We start from the raw sequence: 18995 nt of genomic DNA, 5'->3' as shown, positions 1-18995 counted from the left end.
CATCGTCCCTTCGTCCGCTGCTACTGGGTGCTGGTGCCGCCCTGGCTCGTGCCCTGGCCGCCCTGTCCACCGCCGCCGCCGGTCTGCTGGCCGCCGGTCTGGCCGCTACCGCTCTGGCCACCGCTCTGGCCGCTACCGCTCTGGCCACCGCTCTGGCCACCGCTCTGGCCGCCGCCGGTCTGGCCGCCCTGGCCCGGCATGGTGCTGCCGGCGCCCGTCCCGCCCTGGGTCTGGCCCTGCGAGCCGCCGCTGCGCAGGGCCTGGCGCGCCTGCTGCAACGCCTGCTGCACGGCCTGCCGGTCGCCTCGCTGCAGCGCCTGCTCGGCCTGGCTCAAGGACTGCTCGACCTGCTGCTGGTTGCGCATCGAGTCCGCCTGCCGGAGCGTCTGGTCGGCCTGGTTCAGCGCCTGCTCGGCGCGCGTGCGGTCGCCCTGCTGCAACGCAGTGCGCGCTTCCTGCAGGGATTGCCGGACATCGCGCAGCGACTGCTGCGCGCGCTCACGCTCGAACAGCAGGATCAGCAGGCCCTGGTCGTCCATGCCGGCCTGAGCCTGGCCGCCGCCCCAGCCCATGCGCGGGCCGCTGCGGTCGTCGCCGGACTGGCCGCGCATCTGGGCCGCGCGACGCTCCTGCTCACGGCCCATCATGTAGCCGCGCTCGTACTGCTCACGCGCATAGCGGTCCATCGCGGGGCCGCCGGGGCCGCCCTGCCGGTCGAACTCGGGCCCGGAGCCGAAGCGGCGCTGATCCATCATGCGGCTGTCAGGACCGCTGAAGCGCCCGCCATCATAGTAGCCCTGCGCCGCGGCACCGCCTGCCGCGAAACCACCGAGCGCCAGCGTCGCCGCCGCGAGCACGGCCGTGCCTGCCGTTTTTCTTGCCATGATTCTAGTATCCTCCGTTGCTTCGTTGATGTGGTGTGACGCGCACCGCGCCTCAGCGCGTGCGCTGCTCCGGCGGCAGCGCCACCATGGCCTGCTGGGTCTCGATCAGCGCTTCGTTCAGCATGTCGAGCGCACGGTCACGGCCATCGCTCGGCGGCAGGCGGATGGCGGTGGACTGGATCGCTTCCCGGAGGCTCTGCGCGGCGACCAGCAGCCGGTCCATCGGGCGGCTGTAATCGGGGATCAGCGCGAAATCCTGCATGCCGCGATACCGCTGCGTGTCGGGCAGGATGTCGGGGACCACCCAGTAGTAGTCCGCGTCCATGCCGCTCCCGCCGGAGGAGCCGGAGGCGCCGGAACGGTCCTGACCGCCGGAGAACTGGCCGCTGCGCCGCCGCCGCTCCTCCTCGCGACCCGCACGGTAGCCGCGTTCGAACTGCTCGCGGGCGTAGCGTTCAGCCATCGCGCGACGGTCTTGTCCGCCACCGCCGAAGCGCTGGTCACCACTGCCGAAGCGCTGGCCACCCATGCTCCCGGAGCGCTGGTCGCCCATGCCGCCGAAGTGCTGGTCACCACCGCCGAAGCGCTGGCCACCCATGCCCCCGGAGCGCTGGTCGCCCATGCCGCCGAAGCGCTGGTCACCACTGCCGAAGCGCTGGTCGCCCATGCCCCCGGAGCGCTGGTCGCCCATGCCGCCGAAGCGCTGGTCACCACTGCCGAAGCGCTGGTCGCCCATGCCACGGCTCTCGCGGTCGCGCTGCAGGCGCTGCAGGTAGCGATCATACGCATCCATCGGATCCTGGCTCTGCACCCAATCACGGGAACTGCCGCGGTCGCCCTGCCATCCCTGCTGCGCCAGCGCAGGCGCCGCCAGCAGCATCGTGCCGCCGACCAGTGCGGCGAATACCGGAACAGTCCGCTTCCTTGCCGTCATAGCTTTCCTCCTGTTGGGTGGTGGTGGTGTCGAAGCGATGGGCTCAACTGGCCCAGCCGCCCGAAGCGCGCTCGGCGCCGATACCGCGGCCCGAGCGGCGCTCGTAACGGCGCTCCACGCCGCGGCCGACGCCGGGTGGCAGCCAGGTCATGGCGTTCTGCGTGCGCTCCAGCGCCTCGCGTGCCTGCACCAGCGCGCCGTTCACACGCGGCAGCGACGGTGCGCGCCGCATCAGCACCAGCGCACGACGCAACTCGGCCGCCGCACGTTCCAGCCGTTCATAGGCTTCGCTCTGCCGTGCATCGTTCCACGCCAGGCCAAGCTCGAAGTCGCGGCGTTCCGCCGTGCGGCCGGCGCGGTAGCCCTGTTCGAACGCGTCGCGGCCGATGCGTTCCATGCCGCGATCCGGGCCATCGCCGAATCTGCCGTTCTGGGCGGCGGCGGGCGCTGCGGCCAGCAACGCGGCAAAGAGCCACGCGGCCACGCATCCGTTTCGCTTGCTGCGATGTCGCATGTGGTGTTCTCCCGGGTGGTCGTCGGGAATCACGGGTGCATCGAGAGGAGAGCGGCCGAAGGCGGGGCCGGTTCCGCCCTTCTGCCGCCCTGCATCGGCATATCGCGAAGCTGGCGCCTGCGGCCGAGTCCGCAGTGCTACCTAGGCAACCGTTCCAGCCTTCTTCGGCTCCGCCTCGTCCTCTCCCGGCACGTCCGTCGCCTCGCCGAGCGTCTGCCGCAGGTAGAGCTTCTTCACGAGGACGTAGAGCAGCACTGTCAACGGCGCGGCAACGATCACGCCCGCCATGCCGAACACAAGCCCGAAGGCAAGCACGGAGAACAGCAGCAGCGCCGGCGGGATCTCCGCCATGCGCTCCTGCACCACCGGCGTGATCACGTTCGATTCGAGCTGCTGGATCGCCAGATACAGCAGCGCCGCCCAGATCAGCGTGCTGCCGCCCTGGGTCAGCGCCAGCAGCAGACCGGGGATGGCGCCGACGATCGGCCCGATGATGGGAACGAACTCCGTCAGTCCCGCGAACAGGCCGAGCGCCAGCGGCGCCGGCAGGCCGATCGCCCAGGCGCCGAGCGAAACCAGCACGAAGACGATCGCCATCGCGATCAGCTCCGCCAGCAGCCAGAGCCGCAGGGCGCGGCCGGCGGCGCCGAGCGCGTCATCCACGCGGGCATGCATGCGCGGCGGAAACATCTTCACCAGGCCCCGGCGATAGAGATGGGGATCGGCCGCCAGGAAGAAGCCGCCCACCACGACCAGCACCAGCGCCGTCAGCGCCCCGGCGATGGAGGAACCGAGTGCGGCGAGCGAGCCGAACAGCTGGCGCACCGCTGCGGTGATGTCGGCCAGGCCGCCCTGCTGCCCCTCCTCCCGCGCCAGCAACTCGATGCCGAGCGTCTCCTCCAGCTGGCCGATCGCCTGCGGCAGCTGCGATGCGAGACTCGAGACCTGCGACTGGATGCTGGAGCCCAGCAGCCAGCCGAAGCCCAGCAGCACCAGCGCCACGACCAATGCGACGACCGCCAGCGCCAGGCTGCGCGACAGGCCGGACCACCGCTCCACCGGCCCCGCCGCGGCATCGAGGACGACCGCCACCACGACCGCCGCGAAGGCGAGCAGCAGCGCCTCACGGATGCGCCAGGCAAGGAACAGCAGCACGAAGACGCCCGCCGCGGCGAGCGCCACCTGCAGCACGAGGCGCAGCGTCCCGCGGCGCGGCGGTGCTGACAACCAGGACTCCTGCGCCATACCGGTGCTCCTTCGCCGTCTCGGCGCGAACACCAGGGCGCGGCGGAAGGTTCCGGGCGGCGGCGGTCAGGCCGCCGCGCGCGCCGGCCGCAGGCGCATCCGGCGGCGCTCCGAGGCCAGCGCCACCAGCACCAGCACGGCGGTGCCCCCGGCTATCAGCAGCGGATCGAGCCAGCCCGCATGCCCCGGCCACCGCGCCAGCATCGTGGAGGCCGCCCAGGAGAGGAAGAGGCCGGCGCAGAACACGTTCAGGCTGTGACGCCCTATCATCGCCAGCATCGCCGCCGGCGCGGCGCGCATCCAGGCGGCCTCGCGCGGGACCAGCACGGCGACCAGGTAGGCCAGCGCCAGGGCGTGAACCAGCCGCGCCGGTGCCAGCACCGTCTTGCCGTACAACGCCTCGATGGCGTCCTCCGGCCCGGCGACGAAGCCGTGCACCACCAGTTGCACCCAGAAGCCGTAGACGACCACGACGCTGGCGGCGGCCATCATCCAGCCGCGGCGGGGCACCGCCTCACCGGTCATCAGTGCGCGGCGGCCGAGCCAGGCGCCGGTCATGAACAGCGCCTGCCAGGCAAGCGGGTCGAAGGCGATCTCGGTGCCGCCGAGGCCCGGTGTGGCGATCAGCCCGGCCTGCACCGCGGCATAGAGCGCCGCCGGCACCAGCAATGCCCAGGCGCCGGCCCGCTCCGTCAGCCACATGAAGGGCGGCAGCAGCAGCATGCACCAGACGAAGACCGACAGGATGCCCATGAATTCCGGCTGCCACAGCATGGTCGCCGCGGCGGGCACGGCGAACCACGGCGCCTCGGTCAGCCAGCTCCAGCCGAGGCGGGCGACCTCGCCCGGCAGCGGCAGCCACATCTCCGCCGCCAGAACCAGCGCGGCGAACAACGCGACGACCATCAGGTGCATACGGTAGAGGTGCAGGGTGCGGCCGGCGAGGTCGGCGCGCGCGGCGCCGAAGCCGTCGCGCGCCGATTTCAGCGCGAAGACCGAGCCGAGCCCGAGGCCGGACAGGAAGACGAACTGCTCGGAGCTGTCGGAAAGCCCCCAGGCGGCATGGATGCCCCAGGCAAAGCCGGTCCCCACCACATGCGAGATGAAGATCGAGACCTGCATCCAGCCCCGCACGATGTCGAGCCTGGTGTCCCGCGGCGGCGGGCGCAGGGAAGAAGGGCGGCCGGCGACCGCCGCGCTGCGCTGTGGCGCTTTCGTCCAGGGCAAGGCCGACCTCCGGCAGGGAACCTGGGATGCTTCGCCGGAAGCGCCAGCCGGGTTACGCCCGCCGAATCCCCGCTCACCCTTCCGTGTCCGGCCCCGTCATTTCCCGGCGCGCCGGCGTAACCTTCCCCGCCGCGCAGCGAATTCCCGGAATGGTCACGCGCACCGGGCCTCGGCAAGGCTCGCGCGGACCGATGGCATTGGGGTAGCCTGCGCATGTCAGATGCCATTGCGCCGTGTACATCGGTGGGCCTGCCCGCCATGATGCCGATCGCCGAACGCGACGCGCGTGACCTGCGCTGGTCGCAGCTCATGGCGGCTGCGCAGGCGGGCGATGCGCGCGCCTATGAAACCCTGCTGCGCGATTGCCTGCCGCTGCTGCGCGCGATCTGCCGCGCCCGGCTGCGCGATCCTTCCGACGCCGAGGATGCGGCGCAGGATGCGCTGCTGACCATCCACCGGGTCCGCCACACCTACGATCCCTCGCGCCCCTTCCGCCCCTGGCTGGCGGCGATCGCGGAGCGGCGGGCAGTGGATCGCGGCCGCCGCCGCGGTCGCACCAGCCTGCGGGAGGTGGACCTGGAGGCGGCGATGGATGTGGCGACGCCCGAGCGCGCCGCCGATGCCGAGCTGGATTCGCGCCGCGCCGCGGTGGAGCTGCGCCGGGCGGTCGAGGATCTGCCGCAGGCGCAGCGCACCGCGCTCGGCCTGACCAAGATCGAGGATCTGTCGCTCGCCGAGGCCAGCAGCAGGTCGGGCATGAGCGTGGGGGCCCTCAAGGTCGCGACGCATCGCGCGCTGCGTTCGCTGCGGCGCCGGTTCGGCGTGGAGGAGTGACGGAGATGCGGAGCGAAGACCTGATCACCCAGCTCGCCGCCGGCCTCCGTCCGGTGCGGCGCGTCTGGCATCCCGCGAAGTCCACGGCGGTGTGGCTGCTGCTGGCCGGGGGCGTGATCGGCGCGGCGATCGCCGTGTTCGGCCTGCGCCACGACTTGGCGCAGCGGCTCGCTTCCGGCTTCGACCTGCCGCAGCTGATCGCCGCGCTTGCGACCGGCCTGCTGGCCGCCTTCGCCGCCTTCGAGCTGGCGTTGCCGGACCGCGACCAGCGCTGGGCGCTGCTGCCGCTGCCGGCGGTGGTGGCCTGGCTTGCCACCATGGGCTGGGGCTGCCTGCAGGACCTGGCGCGGTTCGGGCCGGAGGGGCTGCGGCTGACCACCAGCTATCCGTGCCTGGCCTTCATCGCCGGCCTCGGCGTGCCGCTGACGATGGGGATGCTGTGGCTGGCGCGCCACGCCGCGCCGCTGCGCCCGACGCCGGTTGCCGCCCTTGGCGGACTCTCCGCCGCGGCGCTCGCCAGCGTAGGGCTTTCCGCGATCCATCACCTGAATGCGGCGGTGATGGTGCTGGTCTGGCACGGCCTGGCGGTGCTGGTGGTGACGCTGGTCGCCACCTTCCTCGGCCCGCGGGTGATGCGGGCGGAGGAGGCGGCCGCACCGGCGTAGAGACGGCGCCGGCCGCCCCGCCCGAGGGCTATTCCGTCGCGCGGCGGACCAGGCCGGCCAGGAAGGCTTCCGTGCTGGCCTGCCCCTCGGCGGGAACGGTGACGCCGTGGCGGGCGAAGACGCGCGTGGCCAGGTCCGCGCCGGTGCTGCGCGTCACGAAGGCGCGGCCGGCATCATCCTCCCACACCAGCACGCGCATCGGCAGGTCGAGCGCAAGCGTCGGGCGAGCCGCCATGCCGGGCGTGCCGGCGCGCGGGTTGCCGAACAACACCACGCTGCGCGGGCGCAGCTGCATCCCGGCCTCGCGCGCCGCGGCGGCGTGGTCCACCTCGGCGAACACCTTCCAGCCGGCGGCGCGCACCGCCTCGGCGAAGCGGTCCAGCGTGGCGCGGTGTGCGTGCGCGCTCGGCGTGGTGACGAGCCCCTCGGTCGGCGCCTGCGCCAGTGCGGCGGCCGGCGTGGTGAGGACGGCGAGCAGCAACAGGATGGCGCCGGGCCAGGCCGGCGGTCCGAAGCGGCTTGCGCGGCGGGTCGTGATGGGTCCGGCGTTCGGCATGGCGGTCTCCTTCGGGTGTGGCGGTCCGGCAGGTCGCGGGCAGGCTCCGTAGCGACTTCGCCGCGTGGCCCGGCCTGGACGCCGGGCTTGCGGGGGTGGAACGTCGTTCTATATCATTCGCTATAGAATAGGCGCATTGCTGCACGCCCCGTCAAGCCGGAGCCACCCTGGTGATCGATCTGCACCACTGGACCACGCCGAACGGCCACAAGGCGACGGTGTTCCTGGAAGAGGCGGGGCTGCCCTGCCGCATCATCCCGGTGAAGACCTCCAAGGGCGAGCAATTCACGCCGGCCTTCCTGGCGATCGCGCCCGACAACCGCATTCCCGCCATCGTGGACCACGCCCCCGCCTGTGGCGGCGCGCCGGTGCCGCTGTGCGAGAGCGGCGCGATCCTGCTCAACCTCGCTGACACCGCCGCGCTGCTGTTCGGCCAGGCCGCCGCCACCGTGCGCGCCGGCTGATGCAAGGAGAGATGCAGATGTCAAAAGCAACGAAGCTCGCCGCCGGTGCGCCCTTCCCCGCCATCGCCCTACCGCGCCTCGGCGGTGGCGAGATCGCGCCCGCCGCGATGGAGGGCTGGCGGCTGCTGGTGGTCTATCGCGGCAGGCACTGCCCGCTGTGCAAGCCCTATCTCGGCACGCTCGACACGCTGATGGAGGAGTTCGCCGCCGCCGGGGTGCAGGTGATGGCGGTCTCCGCCGACCCGGCCGAGAAGGCCGCGGCGGACGTTGCGGAATTCGGCTGGCGCTTCCCGGTGGGGCACGATCTTTCCGTCGCGCAGATGCGCGAGCTCGGCCTCTATGTCTCCGACCCGCGCTCGCCGCAGGAGACCGACCGGCCCTTCGCGGAGCCGGGCCTGTTCCTGATCAACCCCGATGGGGCGGTGCAGGTGCTCGACATCTCCAACGCGCCCTGGGCCCGGCCGGACCTGGCTGCGATCGCGCGCGGCGCGAAGCGCATCCAGGATCTGGGTTATCCGATCCGCGGCACCCATGCCGGCTGATCGGCGGGCGTAACCCGGCCGGGCATCGGGGCGAAGCGATGCCCGAGACCGAGAGGACGCCCGATGACCGAGACACATCCCCCCACGCTCGGGCCCGCGCGTCGCCCCGTCCTGCGCGACGGCGTGCTGCAAGCTGATCTCTGCATCATCGGCGCGGGCTCCGGCGGGCTCTCCGTCGCCGCCGGCGCGGTGCAGATGGGCGCTTCCGTGGTGCTGATCGAGAAGCACCGCATGGGCGGCGACTGCCTCAACACCGGCTGCGTGCCCTCGAAGGCGCTGCTCGCCGCCGCGCACGCTGCCGATGTGGTGCGTCATGCCGGGCGCTTCGGCGTCAACGGGCATGAGCCGGCGGTGGATTTCACCCGCGTCCACGCGCATGTGCACGGCGTCATCGCCGCCATCGCGCCGCACGATTCGGTGGAACGCTTCGAAGGGCTCGGTGTCACCGTGATCCGCGCCGCCGCACGCTTCACCGGCCCGCGTGAGGTGGAGGCCGACGGAAAGCGCATCCGCGCGCGGCGCTTCGTGGTCGCCACCGGTTCTTCCGCCGCGCTGCCGCCGGTGCCCGGCCTGGCCGAGACGCCGCACCTGACGAACGAGAGCGTGTTCGACCTCACCGACCTGCCGGAGCACCTGATCGTGCTCGGCGGCGGCCCGATCGGCATCGAGATGGCGCAGGCCTTCCGCCGCCTCGGCGCCAGCGTGACGGTGCTGGAGCGCGCGAGCATCCTGCCGAAGGATGAGCCGGAAGCGGTGGCGATCCTGCGCGCCGCGCTGCTGCGCGAGGGCATCGCGCTTCAGGAAGGCGCACAGGTCGCCGCCACACGACGTGCCGGCAACGGCGTCGAGGTGCAATTCGCCGATGGCACGACGCTGATCGGCACGCATCTGCTGGTCGCCGCCGGCCGCCGCCCGAACACCGCCGGGCTGGGGCTCGAGGCAGCCGGGGTCGAGGTGACGCCGCGCGGCATCACCGTGGATGCCGGGCTGCGCAGCAGCAACCGCCATGTCTTCGCGATCGGCGACGTTGCCGGTGGGCCGCAGTTCACCCATGTCGCGGGCTACCATGCCGGCATCGTCATCCGGAACGCGCTGTTCGGCCTGCCGGCGAAGACGGATTACGCCGCATTGCCCTGGGTGACCTATGCCGATCCCGAACTCGCCCATGTCGGCCTGACCGAGGCCGATGCGCGTGCCCCCGGCCATGAGGTCTCCATCCTCTCCCAGCCGCTGTCGGGCAACGACCGCGCACAGGCGGAACGCGCGACGGAGGGGCTGATCAAGGTGGTGCTCGGCCGACGCGGGCGGATCCTCGGTGCGACCATCGTCGCGCCGCGTGCGGGCGAGATGATCGGCACCTGGGGGCTGGCGATCCAGCAGAAGCTGAAGATCGGCGCCATCGCCTCCTCGCTTGCGCCCTACCCCACGATGTCCGAGATCTCGAAGCGCGCCGCGGGCGGCTTCTACACCCCGGCGCTGTTCGGCCCGCGCACCCGCGCGCTGGTCGGGCTGATCCAGCGCTTCCTGCCGTGAGGAGGGCCGCCATGTCACTCCGCTGCGCCCTGCGCGACCGGCGGGTCTGGATCGGTGCCGGCGTGGTCGCCGCGATCGTCGCGCTGCGCGCGACCGGCCTCGCCGATCATCTCTCGCTGGAGACGCTGGCGCGGCACCGGGAGGCGCTGTCGGCCTTCGTCGCGGCGAATGGCGTGCTGGCAGCCCTGGCCTATGTCGCGATCTATGTCGCGACGGTCGCCTTCTCGCTGCCCGGCGCGCTGTTCCTCACGCTTTCCGGCGGATTCCTGTTCGGCGCGGCGGGCGGCACGGCGCTGACCGTGCTGGGGGCGACCACCGGCGCGGTGCTGGTGTTCCTCTTCGCACGCCGCCTGGCGGGCGAGGATGCGCTCGACCGGCTCGGCCCCAAGGCACAGCTTCTGGGCGAGGGCATCCGCCGCAACGCCGCCTCCTACCTGCTGGTGCTGCGCCTGGTGCCGTTGTTCCCCTTCTTCCTGGTGAACCTGGTGCCGGCCTTCGTGGGCGTGCGGCTGGGCACCTACCTGCTCACCACCGCCTTCGGCATCCTGCCGGGCACGGCGGTGTTCAGCCTTGCCGGGTCGGGCCTGGGCGATGTGCTGGCGATGGGCGGAGAGTTCGATGCGCGCGCCGTGCTCAGCACGGAAATCCTCGCGGCGCTGCTCGGGCTGGCGGCGCTTTCGCTTGCCGCCATCCCGCTGAAGGCGCGCTTCGCACGCGGCTGACACGGCGCGACCTGGGCGGGGGAGGCATTCGCCGTCAGCCGCAGCGACTCGTCCTTCCCGCCGGCCGCGACCGCGCAGGCGCGCGGCGCAGCACCAGCTCGCCGGGCTGCCTGATCAGGCCGGTCTCCTCGCCGATGGGATGAACTCCGCCGGGCCGATCAGCCGGCTGTAGCCGGCGCGATGCCAACGCACCAGCGCCTCGCAGCCGGTTGGCTGCCGCATCCCGACATCGACGACGGGGTCATGTGCCTCCAGCGCCATGGCTTGCTCGAAGAAGCGGCGGCGCGGGAAAGAAGCGCGACGACGCCGGCAGATGTCCCTCTGCGTCGAGCAGCCGCAGCGCATGGCCCTGGCGATGCGTTTATGGCCGGAACAGACGGCCGATGGCCGGGCTCCTGGCGATGCGGTCGGGTCCAGGTCTGCCGCCCACATGGCGGTGGTGTTCCCGGCGGGATTCGAACCCACGGCCCCCAGATTAGGAATCTGGTGCTCTATCCAGCTGAGCTACGGGAACCCGCGGGGGACATAGCATAAGCCAGCCGGCCGGTGCGAGGGGTGCGGAACCGGGCAAGGCGGGCGCCGTTCCCCGACGCGTGACCCCAGCGCGAGGAACCCACCCCATGGCCACCAGTATCCGCGACATCTACATCACCGGCCTCCAGAACGCCCATGCATTGGAAGCCCAGGCCATCCAGCTCTGCCAGCGCCAGGTCGAACGGCTGGAGAACTACCCGGAGATGCGCGAACGCCTGCGCGAGCACGCCGAGGAAAGCCGGCGGCAGCAGGAGCGGGTCGAGCAGATCCTGCAGAGCCTCGGTACCTCCCACTCCTCGCTGAAGGACATGGGCACCTCCATCATGGGGAACGTGGCGGCGATGCAGCACGCCATGATGCAGGACGAGGTGGTGAAGAACACCTTCGCCAACTACGCCTTCGAGCATTTCGAGATCGCCTCTTACCGCGCGCTGATCGAGATGGCCGAGGCGGCCGGCGACGGCGCCTCCCCGCGCCTGCTCGAGCAGAGCCTGAACGAGGAGAAGCGCATGGCGGAATGGATCGACCAGCACCTCAGCCCGACGATCCGCCGCTACATGCAGCTCGAATCGCAGGGCATGAAGTCCGGCGTCTGAACCGGCTATACTTGGCGCCCGAGGGCGATCAAACCGGCCGTCGCGCCCTGAGCGCGGCGGCGAGCGTGCCTTCGTCGAGCACGTCGAGCGCGCCACCCATCGGCACGCCCTGCGCCAGCCGCGTCACCGCCACGCCGGTCGGCTTCAGCCGGTCGGTGAGGTAGTGCGCCGTCGCGCTGCCATCCACCGTCGCCGGCAGCGCCACGATCACCTCCTCCACGCCGCCTGCCGCAATGCGCGAGAGCAGCGGCTGGATCGAGAGATCCTCCGGCCCGATTCCGCCCAGCGGCGAGAGCACGCCGCCCAGCACGTGATAGAGCCCGCGATGCGCATGCGCGCGCTCCAGCGCCCAGAGTTCGGCGACACCCTCCACCACGCAGACCAAGTGCCGGTCGCGCTGCGGATCGCGGCAGATGCCGCAGGGATTCTGCGCGTCGAGATTGCCGCAGATGCCGCAGGGCTGCACCGCGCGGGCGGCTTCGGTCAGCGCCTCGGCCAGCGGCAGCATCGTCTCATGCGGGCGCATCAGCATGCGCAGCACCGCGCGCCGCGCACTGCGCCGGCCGAGGCCGGGCGTCTTCGCCAAAAGGCCGATCAGCCGCTCGATGGGATCGTTGTCCATGTGTCCTCATGCGCCGGGCGTCGTGCCGCGGGCACGCCCTTGGCGTGACGCGCTGATGCGCCCGGCCGGAAGGTCGGTCTGCGCGCGGGCCGCTTGCGCGGCCCTGACCCGCGCTAGAACGGCAGCTTCAGTCCGCCGAGGCCACCGGGGATGTTCATCCCGGCGGTGGCCTTCTGCATCTCCTCGGCCATCGTCGCCTCGACCTTCTGCTTGGCGTCGGCATGGGCGGCGACCAGCAGGTCCTCCAGCACCTCCTTCTCGTCGGGCGCCATCAGCGAGGGGTCGATGGCGACGCGCCGCAGGTCGCCCTTGCCGGAGAGCAGCACCTTCACCATGCCGGCGCCCGAGGCGCCCTCGACCTCCATCGCCTCGAGCTTCGCCTGCATCTCCTGCATGCGCGTCTGCATCTGCTGCGCCTGCTTCAGCATGTTGCCGAGATTCTTCATGGCGTCTCAGTCCTCTTCGGTGATGTCGTCGAGCCCTTCGGGCTCGCGGAGATAGGCGTCCGGCCCGACGGGCTCGGCCTCGGGCGGTGCGAAATCGCGCCCCTCATCGGCCACCACGGAAGGCGGCGGGAGCCCGTACACGTCGAGCGAGGCGTCGCGCACCAGCTCGATCGTGGCACCCGGGAAGGCATGCAGCACCGCCTGCACCAGCGGGTGGCTGCGCGCAATCGAAAGCCGGTCCTGCTCCGCCGTGCGGCCCTGCTCGGCGAGAGTGGGCTCGCCGCCTTCGTTGACCAGGGAGACCGTCCAGCGCGTGCCGGTCGCCTGCTGCAGCAGGGCGACGAGCTGCTGCGCAAGATCGCGCGGCGCGTCGGGGCGCGTGCGCATCTCGATGCGGCCGGGCGCGATGCGGACGGGGTGCACGCTGTGCACCAGATGCGCATGCAGCAGCGGCTGCCGGCCGGAGGCGAGCGCCACCACCTCCCGCCAGGAGCCGGGCTGGGCCGGCGCGGGCGCGGCCATCGGCGCGGTTGCGGGCACCGCCGGGGCGGCCATCGCTCCGCCGCCCGCGCCCCCGCCGGCTACGGCGCGCAGGCCACCCCCCGAGGGTCCCGGAGCGCTCGGCGCCGGACCGGGCTGTGCGCCCTGCTCGGCGAGGCGCCGCACCAGGTCGCCCGGCGTCGGCAGGTCGGCGGCATGCGCCAGGCGGATCAGCACCATCTCGGCGGCGGCGCGGCGGTCCACGCCGTCCTGCGCCACTTCCTGCGCTCCCTTCAGCAGCATCTGCCAGGCGCGCGCCAGCACCGGGATGGAGAGCCGGTCGGCCAGCGCCGCGCCCCGGCCGCGCTCATCCTCGGTCAGCGAGGGATCGCGGCGCAGGTCCGGGATGGTCTTCAGGCGGGAGAGCAGATGCGTCAGCGCCAGCAGGTCCGAGAGCACCACCCCCGGATCGGTGCCGCGCTCATGCGCCTGCGCCGAGACCGCCAGCGCGGCGGCGATGTCGCCGCCCATCAGCGCCTCCATCAGCGTCAGCGCCAGCGCGCGGTCGGCGAGGCCGAGCATCTCCCGCACGCTGTCGGCACCAACGCCGCCGCCGCCCGCCAGCGCGATCGCCTGGTCGAGGATGGAAAGGCCGTCGCGCACCGAACCGTCGGCGGCGCGGGCGATCAACGCCAGCCCTTCCGGCTCGGCGGACACGCCTTCAAGATCGCAGATGCGGGCGAAGTGCGCGCGCAGCACCTCCTGCGGCACGCGGCGCAGATGGAAGGTCTGGCAGCGCGAGAGGATGGTGGCCGGCACCTTGCGCAGCTCGGTGGTCGCCAGCATGAACTTCACGTCCGGCGGCGGCTCCTCCAGCGTCTTCAGCAGCGCGTTGAAGGCGGCGGACGAGAGCATGTGCACCTCGTCCAGGATGATCACCTTGAAGCGGCCCTGGGCGGGGCGGAAGCGCAGCCGCTCGCGCAGCTCCCGCACGTCGTCCACGGAGTTGGAGCTGGCGGCGTCGAGCTCCTGCACGTCCGGGTGGCGGTCGGCGAGGATGGCGCGGCATTCCGGACACACGCCGCAAGGATCGGGCGTCGGGCCGCCCTGGCCGTCGGGCCCGATGCAGTTCAGCGCGCGGGCGATGATGCGGGCGGTGGTGGTCTTGCCCACGCCGCGGACGCCGGTGAGCATGAAGGCGTGGTGCACGCGCCCCTGGGCGAAGGCGTTGCGGAGCGTGCGGACCAGCGCCTCCTGGCCGATCAGGTCGGCGAAGCTGCGGGGGCGGTATTTGCGGGCGAGGACGCGATAGGGCGTCGGCGCCTCCGGCGCCGCGGTGGAGGTCGCCGCCTCCGGCGCCGCGGTGGAGATCGCCGCGTCCGGCGCCTCCGGCGCCGCGGAGATCGGGGCCTCGGCCATGGCAGGCGCAGGCGTCGGAGCCAGCGCCTCGCCGAACAGGCCCGGCCCGTCCGCGGCCGGTGGCTCGGGCAGCCCCTCCTCGCGCTCGGCTGCGGTTTCGGGCGGGAGGGGATTGCCGAAGATGTCGCTCGCCATGCGGGCTGTCCGGGTGGGGATCCAAGGCCCGGATCGCGGGACCCAGGGGCAATCACGCTGGCTGCCAGGTGGAAGGCCGGCGCGCGACCCGCGCGAGAACTCGTTACGGCTGCTCCCTTCCGGGCCTGACCGGGTTGGCGAGGGGCACGTCCGTCGCCGACCTTCCGCCGACCTATATGAGGCCTCCGGCAGCCGGCGCCAATGGGGGGCGCGTAACCTCCCCGCCCCAGGCGGCGAAGGACGGGCCGAGGAGAACGCGCCATGAAGCTGCCCCGTCGTCGTCTCGCGCAACTGCTGCTCGCCGGTGCCACGGTGGGCGTGCCGCTCGGCACCGTGCTGATGCCCGCCGCCGGCCGTGCCCAGCGCATCTTCGCCGAGAACGGCCTGGCCGTGCGCGGCACCGACGTGGTCGCCTACTTCAGCGAAGGGCGGCCGGTGCCGGGCCGGGCAGAGTTCACCCACGACTGGGGCGGCGCCACCTGGCGTTTCGCTTCCGCCGCGAACCGCGACCGCTTCGCCGCCGACCCGGCGCGCTACGCCCCGGCCTATGGCGGCTTCTGCGCCTATGCGGTCAGCGAGGGCTACACCGCGCCGATCGACCCCGCCGCCTGGCGGATCGTGGAAGGCCGCCTGTTCCTCAACTACGATCGCCGCACGCAGCGGATCTGGGAAGGCGACATCCCCGGCCGGATCGCGCGCGCCGACGCCAACTGGCCGCGCCTGGCCGCGCGCTAGGCGCGAGTTGCCCGGACTGTTTCCAGGCAACTCGGGTCCAGGCCTTTCGAGCCGGCGATTCACGCCCTGGCGTGCCGGCCTGCGGCGTGCACGCTCAGGGCGATCGCGGGCCAGGCCGGCGCCGCCACGCCTCTCGGTTGCCGGTTCGCGGGGGGCGTGGCACATCCTGCGGCGATGCTCTCGATCCCCGCCAGCCGGCCCAATGCCTATACCGGCAGCCCCCTCGACCGCGCCGGCCACCTGCGGGAGGACGCGGACTGGATCCATCAGGCGCTGGCCGATCCCGAGACGCTGTTCGCCCCGGTCTGGCGCAGCCGCAGCCTGATGAAGGGGCTCGAGGCCGGGCAGCCGGAAGCCGTGCTGCTGACCGCCGCGGCGGCCGAGGCGGTGCGCATGCAGGATGGCCCCTGGGCCTTCCTCGGCCTGTGGGGCGGGCGGCCCATCTTCGCGGTGGATTGCTCCGCCGCCGAGGACCCGCTGCCGCTGCTGCCGGAGGGCATGGGCGCCTTCGCCGACCTGCGCCAAGTCGCCGGCCTGCTGCCGCCCGGCGAGGCCAGCGTGCTGGCGCATGCGCGCGGCATGATGCACTGGCGCACGCGGCACCGCTTCTGCGGCGTCTGCGGCGCGCCCTGCACGCCGCGCAGCGCCGGTCACGCCATGGTCTGCACCGGCTGCAACACCCAGCACTTCCCGCGCACCGACCCTGCCGTGATCATGCTGGTGGTGCGCGGGGACCACTGCCTTCTCGGCCATTCGCACCGCTTCCCCAACACCGCGATGTACTCGACTCTGGCCGGCTTCGTGGAGCCCGGCGAAAGCCTGGAGGAGGCGGTGCGCCGCGAGGTGAAGGAGGAAGCCGGGATCGAGGTGGGTGACGTGCTCTACCATTCCTCCCAGCCCTGGCCCTTCCCCTCCTCCATCATGCTCGGCTTCCACGCCGAGGGCCTTACCGAGGCGATCACGATCGACCCGGAGGAGCTGAAGGACGCCCGCTGGTTCAGCCGCGACCAGCTGCGCAACCATGCCGCGCACGGCTTTTCCCTGCCGCGGGTGGATTCCATCGCCCGGCGGCTGATCGAGGACTGGCTGGAGGCCACGGCATGAGGCGCCCGACCCTGACCTGGCTCGCGCTGCCGGCGCTGCTCCTGCTCGGCGCCTGCGGCGGCGGTGGCGCGGCCACCGCGCGCGCGCCGGCGCAGCCGGAGACGCCCGAAGTGGCCGCCTGCCGCGAGGAGGCGCGCGCCAGCATCTCGAGCCGGGACATCGCGCGGCGGCAGAACTTCACCGACGTGAACCAGATGGCCCGCATCGCCCGCATGCAGGAGGAGGCGGAGCAGCGCGCCTTCCGCGACTGCCTGCGCCGCCGCGGCGTGATGCGCGGCGGCGGCGTCGAGCCGATCAGGCGCCTCGACGACTTCTGACCGAACCTGCAGCCGCCGTCAGTTCCCCTCCCGCTGCGCCAGCCGGTACGGGTGCGCGGGGTAGGTGCCGAGGACGCGCAGGTCGGCGGAGAAGAAGGCCAGCTCCTCCAGCGCGCGCTTCAGGCCGGGCTCGTCCGGCTGGCCGTCCACATCGGCCAGGAACTGCGTCGCGGTGAAGGCCCCGCCGACCATGTAGCTCTCCAGCTTGGTCATGTTGACGCCGTTGGTCGCGAAGCCGCCCAGCGCCTTGTAGAGCGCGGCGGGGATGTTGCGGACGCGGAAGACGAAGCTGGTCACCCAGTTGCCCTCGCCATAGGGCGGCCGCAGCGGCGTGCGCGACATGACGTAGAAGCGCGTGGTGTTGTGCGTCTCGTCCTCCACGTTCCGCCGCAGGATCTCGAGCCCGTAGATCTCGGCGGCGAGCTCGCTGGCGATGGCGGCGTCGGTGGTGGAGCCGCGCTCGGCGATCAGCGCCGCGGCGCCGGCGGTGTCGGCCTCGATCACCGGCTGCAGGTCCAGCTCCTTCAGCAGCTTCAGTACCTGGCCGAGCGCGACCGGGTGGCTGTGCGCGCGGCGGATCGAGCCGATGGTTGCGCCCTTCGGGGCCAGCAGGCAGTGCTCCACCCGCTCGAAATGCTCGCCGACCACGTGCAGGCCGGAATCGGGCAGCAGGCGGTGGATGTCGGGCACCCGGCCGGCCAGCGAGTTCTCGCAGGGCAGCATCGCCAGGTCGGCGCGACCCTCGCGCACCGCCTGCATCGCCGCCTCGAAGGAGGCGCAGGGCAGGGTGGCCCAGCCGGGATAGGCGTGCCGGCAGGACAGGTCAGAATAGGCGCCCGGCACGCCCTGAAAGGCGATTGTCCTGCTCGCCTCCGCGGCGATGGCGGGGCGGGTGGTCGTGGCGGGGCTGTCCATTGGCGGATCCTGCAGGGCGAAGGCGGCGTCGTGCGATCGGTGGCGCCAGGCGAAGGCGGCCGGGTTGTCGAGCTTCGGTACCGCCTCTATGTTCCGCCCGGTTTTACGGCACGGCGACAGGGGCGCAAGCCCGGCGGCACGCGCGCCGGCGACGCTCCTCCGCGCCCCTGGCGCCTTGGGCGCGCTGCGCATTGCCGCGATGGTGTCGCGGTTCGGGAAGGATCGATTCCGGGATGAGTCTGGAATTCAACAAGACAGCCGCCGCGGTGCTCACCGCCGGGATCACCTTCATGGTCGCGGGCCTGGTGGGTGAGTTCCTCGTCTCCGCGCCGCGGCTGCACACCGCTGCGATCGCCACCGGCGAGCCGCCGGCGGCCGAGCAGCCCGCCACCCCGGCCGGCCCGACGGTGGAGCCGATCGGGCCGCTGCTGGCCAGCGCCGACGCCGCCGCCGGCCGCCAGATGGCGCAGCGCCTCTGCGCCTCCTGCCATACCTTCACCGAGGGCGGGAACAACGGCGTCGGCCCGAACCTCTGGGGCATCGTCGGCGCCAACCATGCGCGGGTGGAGGGCTTCAACTACAGCCAGGCCAACCGCGCCCTGGCCGACAAGCCCTGGGACTACGAGGCGCTGAACGCCTTCCTGCAGCGGCCCGCCGCCGCCATGCCGGGCACGCGCATGGCCTTCGCCGGCATCCGCGACCCGCAGCAGCGCGCCAACGTCATTGCCTACCTGCGCTCGCTGGACGCCAACCCGCAGCCGCTGCCCTGACGCGCCGCCCGTGACGCAGCCGACCGACTTCCTCGCGGTCGCGGAGGAAGCGGCGGATGTCGCCGGCGCCGCGATTCGCCCGCTGTTCCGCTCCGCCCTGCTGGTCGAGGCCAAGGGCGACGCCAGCCCCGTCACCGAGGCCGACCGCGCTGCCGAGCGCGCCATCCGCGCCCTGCTCGCCGACCGCCTGCCCCGTCACGGGGTGATCGGCGAGGAATATGGCGAGGAGCGCACGGAGGCCGAATGGGTCTGGGTGCTCGACCCGATCGACGGCACGCGGGCCTTCGTCACCGGCCGGCCGCTGTTCGGCACGCTCATCGGCTTGCTGCACCGCGGCACCCCGGTGCTCGGCATCATCGACCAGCCGGCGAGCGGGGAGCGCTGGATCGGCATCGCGGGCCAGCCCACGCGCTTCCGCTCGCCCCTCGGTGGCACAGCCGGTTGCCGGGCCTGCCCCGACCTGGCGGATGCCGAGCTGTCCTGCACCTCGCCCGACATGTTCGACCCGCTCGCCGCCGCCCGCTTCGCCGCGGTGAAGGCGGCGGCGCGGCGGACCAGCTGGGGGGGCGACTGCTATGCCTATGGCCTGCTCGCCCTCGGCCTGCTGGACGTGGTGGTGGAGGCGACGATGAAGCCCTGGGACTGGGCCGCGCTGGTCCCGGTGGTGGAGGGCGCCGGCGGGCGCTGCACCGACTGGGCGGGGAAGCCGCTCCGCCTCGACGGGGACGGCACCATCCTCGCGGTTGGGGACCCGGCCTTGCTGCCGCGGGTTTCAAAGATCCTTTCGGGCTGACCACGCCGG

22 protein-coding genes, 1 tRNA gene, 1 other RNA gene and 1 pseudogene are annotated in these 18995 nt (G+C 72.6%); 12 read left to right on the top strand and 13 right to left on the bottom strand.

Annotation, left to right across the window (positions count from 1 at the left end; genetic code table 11):
* Positions 1-20: 20 nt before the first annotated feature.
* From ACESM1_RS00695 to ACESM1_RS00675, 5 genes are all read right to left on the bottom strand, one after another.
* A complete protein-coding gene (locus tag ACESM1_RS00695) occupies positions 21-884 on the bottom strand; it encodes a hypothetical protein (protein WP_372616815.1) in 864 nt (287 codons plus the stop codon).
* Between the two features lie 52 nt (positions 885-936).
* Positions 937-1818 (bottom strand): hypothetical protein, encoded by an 882-nt coding sequence (locus tag ACESM1_RS00690; protein ID WP_372616814.1) that lies wholly within the window; start codon positions 1816-1818, stop codon positions 937-939.
* Between the two features lie 43 nt (positions 1819-1861).
* A complete protein-coding gene (locus ACESM1_RS00685; RefSeq protein ID WP_372616813.1) occupies positions 1862-2365 on the bottom strand; it encodes a hypothetical protein in 504 nt (167 codons plus the stop codon).
* Between the two features lie 108 nt (positions 2366-2473).
* Entirely contained in the window at positions 2474-3559 is a 1086-nt protein-coding gene (locus ACESM1_RS00680) for an AI-2E family transporter (RefSeq protein WP_372616812.1), read from the bottom strand.
* 84 nt (positions 3560-3643) lie between these two features.
* Positions 3644-4804, bottom strand: coding sequence for an OpgC family protein (locus tag ACESM1_RS00675; RefSeq protein ID WP_372616811.1), 1161 nt, complete (start codon positions 4802-4804; stop codon positions 3644-3646).
* 258 nt (positions 4805-5062) lie between these two features.
* Between ACESM1_RS00675 and ACESM1_RS00670 the strand changes: the two genes are divergently transcribed.
* Both ACESM1_RS00670 and ACESM1_RS00665 read left to right on the top strand, forming a co-directional pair.
* The gene (locus tag ACESM1_RS00670) at positions 5063-5638 is read left to right on the top strand and encodes an RNA polymerase sigma factor (RefSeq protein ID WP_372616810.1); all 576 of its coding nucleotides are present in this window, start codon (positions 5063-5065) and stop codon (positions 5636-5638) included.
* 5 nt (positions 5639-5643) lie between these two features.
* The gene (locus tag ACESM1_RS00665) at positions 5644-6303 is read left to right on the top strand and encodes an NrsF family protein (RefSeq protein WP_372616809.1); all 660 of its coding nucleotides are present in this window, start codon (positions 5644-5646) and stop codon (positions 6301-6303) included.
* Positions 6304-6331: 28 nt separating this feature from the next.
* Here the strand turns inward: ACESM1_RS00665 and ACESM1_RS00660 are convergent, their stop codons facing one another.
* Positions 6332-6859 carry a DUF302 domain-containing protein gene (locus tag ACESM1_RS00660; protein WP_372616808.1) on the bottom strand — a complete coding sequence of 176 codons (528 nt, stop codon included), beginning with the start codon at positions 6857-6859 and terminating at the stop codon, positions 6332-6334.
* A 170-nt stretch (positions 6860-7029) separates the two neighbouring features.
* On the opposite strand from ACESM1_RS00660, the pseudogene ACESM1_RS00655 reads away from it, so the two are divergent.
* The 4 genes and pseudogenes from ACESM1_RS00655 to ACESM1_RS00640 form a co-directional block, all read left to right on the top strand.
* Positions 7030-7278 (top strand): annotated as a pseudogene (locus ACESM1_RS00655) (glutathione S-transferase N-terminal domain-containing protein); the annotation flags it as partial.
* 62 nt (positions 7279-7340) lie between these two features.
* Positions 7341-7865 (top strand): redoxin domain-containing protein, encoded by a 525-nt coding sequence (locus tag ACESM1_RS00650; protein ID WP_372616807.1) that lies wholly within the window; start codon positions 7341-7343, stop codon positions 7863-7865.
* A 63-nt stretch (positions 7866-7928) separates the two neighbouring features.
* Entirely contained in the window at positions 7929-9398 is a 1470-nt protein-coding gene (locus ACESM1_RS00645; RefSeq protein ID WP_372616806.1) for a dihydrolipoyl dehydrogenase family protein, read from the top strand.
* An 11-nt stretch (positions 9399-9409) separates the two neighbouring features.
* Positions 9410-10120 carry a TVP38/TMEM64 family protein gene (locus tag ACESM1_RS00640; protein ID WP_372616805.1) on the top strand — a complete coding sequence of 237 codons (711 nt, stop codon included), beginning with the start codon at positions 9410-9412 and terminating at the stop codon, positions 10118-10120.
* Positions 10121-10234: 114 nt separating this feature from the next.
* Here ACESM1_RS00640 and ACESM1_RS00635 read toward each other — a convergent pair whose 3' ends face one another.
* Positions 10235-10552, bottom strand: coding sequence for a hypothetical protein (locus ACESM1_RS00635; protein ID WP_372616804.1), 318 nt, complete (start codon positions 10550-10552; stop codon positions 10235-10237).
* A 5-nt stretch (positions 10553-10557) separates the two neighbouring features.
* Positions 10558-10634: transfer RNA gene (locus ACESM1_RS00630), tRNA-Arg, on the bottom strand.
* Between the two features lie 106 nt (positions 10635-10740).
* Between ACESM1_RS00630 and ACESM1_RS00625 the strand changes: the two genes are divergently transcribed.
* Positions 10741-11250, top strand: coding sequence for a ferritin-like domain-containing protein (locus ACESM1_RS00625; protein WP_372616803.1), 510 nt, complete (start codon positions 10741-10743; stop codon positions 11248-11250).
* A 28-nt stretch (positions 11251-11278) separates the two neighbouring features.
* Here ACESM1_RS00625 and recR read toward each other — a convergent pair whose 3' ends face one another.
* The 4 genes from recR to ffs all read right to left on the bottom strand — a co-directional run bounded on the left by recR (position 11279) and on the right by ffs (position 14518).
* Entirely contained in the window at positions 11279-11872 is a 594-nt protein-coding gene (gene recR, locus ACESM1_RS00620; protein WP_372616802.1) for a recombination mediator RecR, read from the bottom strand.
* A 113-nt stretch (positions 11873-11985) separates the two neighbouring features.
* On the bottom strand, positions 11986-12318 hold the full coding sequence (locus ACESM1_RS00615) for a YbaB/EbfC family nucleoid-associated protein (protein ID WP_372616801.1): 333 nt from the start codon (positions 12316-12318) through the stop codon (positions 11986-11988).
* 6 nt (positions 12319-12324) lie between these two features.
* The gene (locus ACESM1_RS00610) at positions 12325-14352 is read right to left on the bottom strand and encodes a DNA polymerase III subunit gamma/tau (RefSeq protein ID WP_372616800.1); all 2028 of its coding nucleotides are present in this window, start codon (positions 14350-14352) and stop codon (positions 12325-12327) included.
* A gap of 67 nt (positions 14353-14419) precedes the next feature.
* An RNA gene (gene ffs / locus ACESM1_RS00605) (signal recognition particle sRNA small type) lies at positions 14420-14518 on the bottom strand.
* A 95-nt stretch (positions 14519-14613) separates the two neighbouring features.
* Here ffs and ACESM1_RS00600 point away from each other — a divergent pair.
* The 3 genes from ACESM1_RS00600 (at position 14614) to ACESM1_RS00590 (ending at position 16508) form a co-directional block, all read left to right on the top strand.
* Positions 14614-15087, top strand: a complete 474-nt coding sequence (locus tag ACESM1_RS00600; protein WP_372616799.1) for a YHS domain-containing (seleno)protein — start codon at positions 14614-14616, stop codon at positions 15085-15087.
* Between the two features lie 174 nt (positions 15088-15261).
* Complete coding sequence (gene nudC, locus ACESM1_RS00595) at positions 15262-16191, top strand: NAD(+) diphosphatase (protein ID WP_372617309.1); 930 nt, start codon at positions 15262-15264, stop codon at positions 16189-16191.
* A complete protein-coding gene (locus ACESM1_RS00590) occupies positions 16188-16508 on the top strand; it encodes a phosphoribosylamine--glycine ligase (RefSeq protein WP_372616798.1) in 321 nt (106 codons plus the stop codon). The genes nudC and ACESM1_RS00590 overlap by 4 nt, the downstream gene beginning before the upstream one ends.
* An 18-nt stretch (positions 16509-16526) precedes the next feature.
* On the opposite strand, the gene ACESM1_RS00585 is transcribed toward ACESM1_RS00590, so the two are convergent.
* Entirely contained in the window at positions 16527-17423 is an 897-nt protein-coding gene (locus ACESM1_RS00585; RefSeq protein WP_372616797.1) for a prephenate dehydratase, read from the bottom strand.
* Positions 17424-17656: 233 nt separating this feature from the next.
* On the opposite strand from ACESM1_RS00585, the gene ACESM1_RS00580 reads away from it, so the two are divergent.
* The gene (locus tag ACESM1_RS00580) at positions 17657-18193 is read left to right on the top strand and encodes a c-type cytochrome (RefSeq protein WP_372616796.1); all 537 of its coding nucleotides are present in this window, start codon (positions 17657-17659) and stop codon (positions 18191-18193) included.
* A gap of 10 nt (positions 18194-18203) precedes the next feature.
* Positions 18204-18986, top strand: coding sequence for a histidinol-phosphatase (hisN, locus tag ACESM1_RS00575; protein WP_372616795.1), 783 nt, complete (start codon positions 18204-18206; stop codon positions 18984-18986).
* Positions 18987-18995 lie beyond the last annotated feature (9 nt).

Source organism: Falsiroseomonas sp. (assembly GCF_041690465.1).
Taxonomy (GTDB): Bacteria; Pseudomonadota; Alphaproteobacteria; order Acetobacterales; family Acetobacteraceae; genus Falsiroseomonas.
Note: the sequence above shows the minus strand (reverse complement) of the source record. Positions and strands in the feature narration are given on the sequence as shown.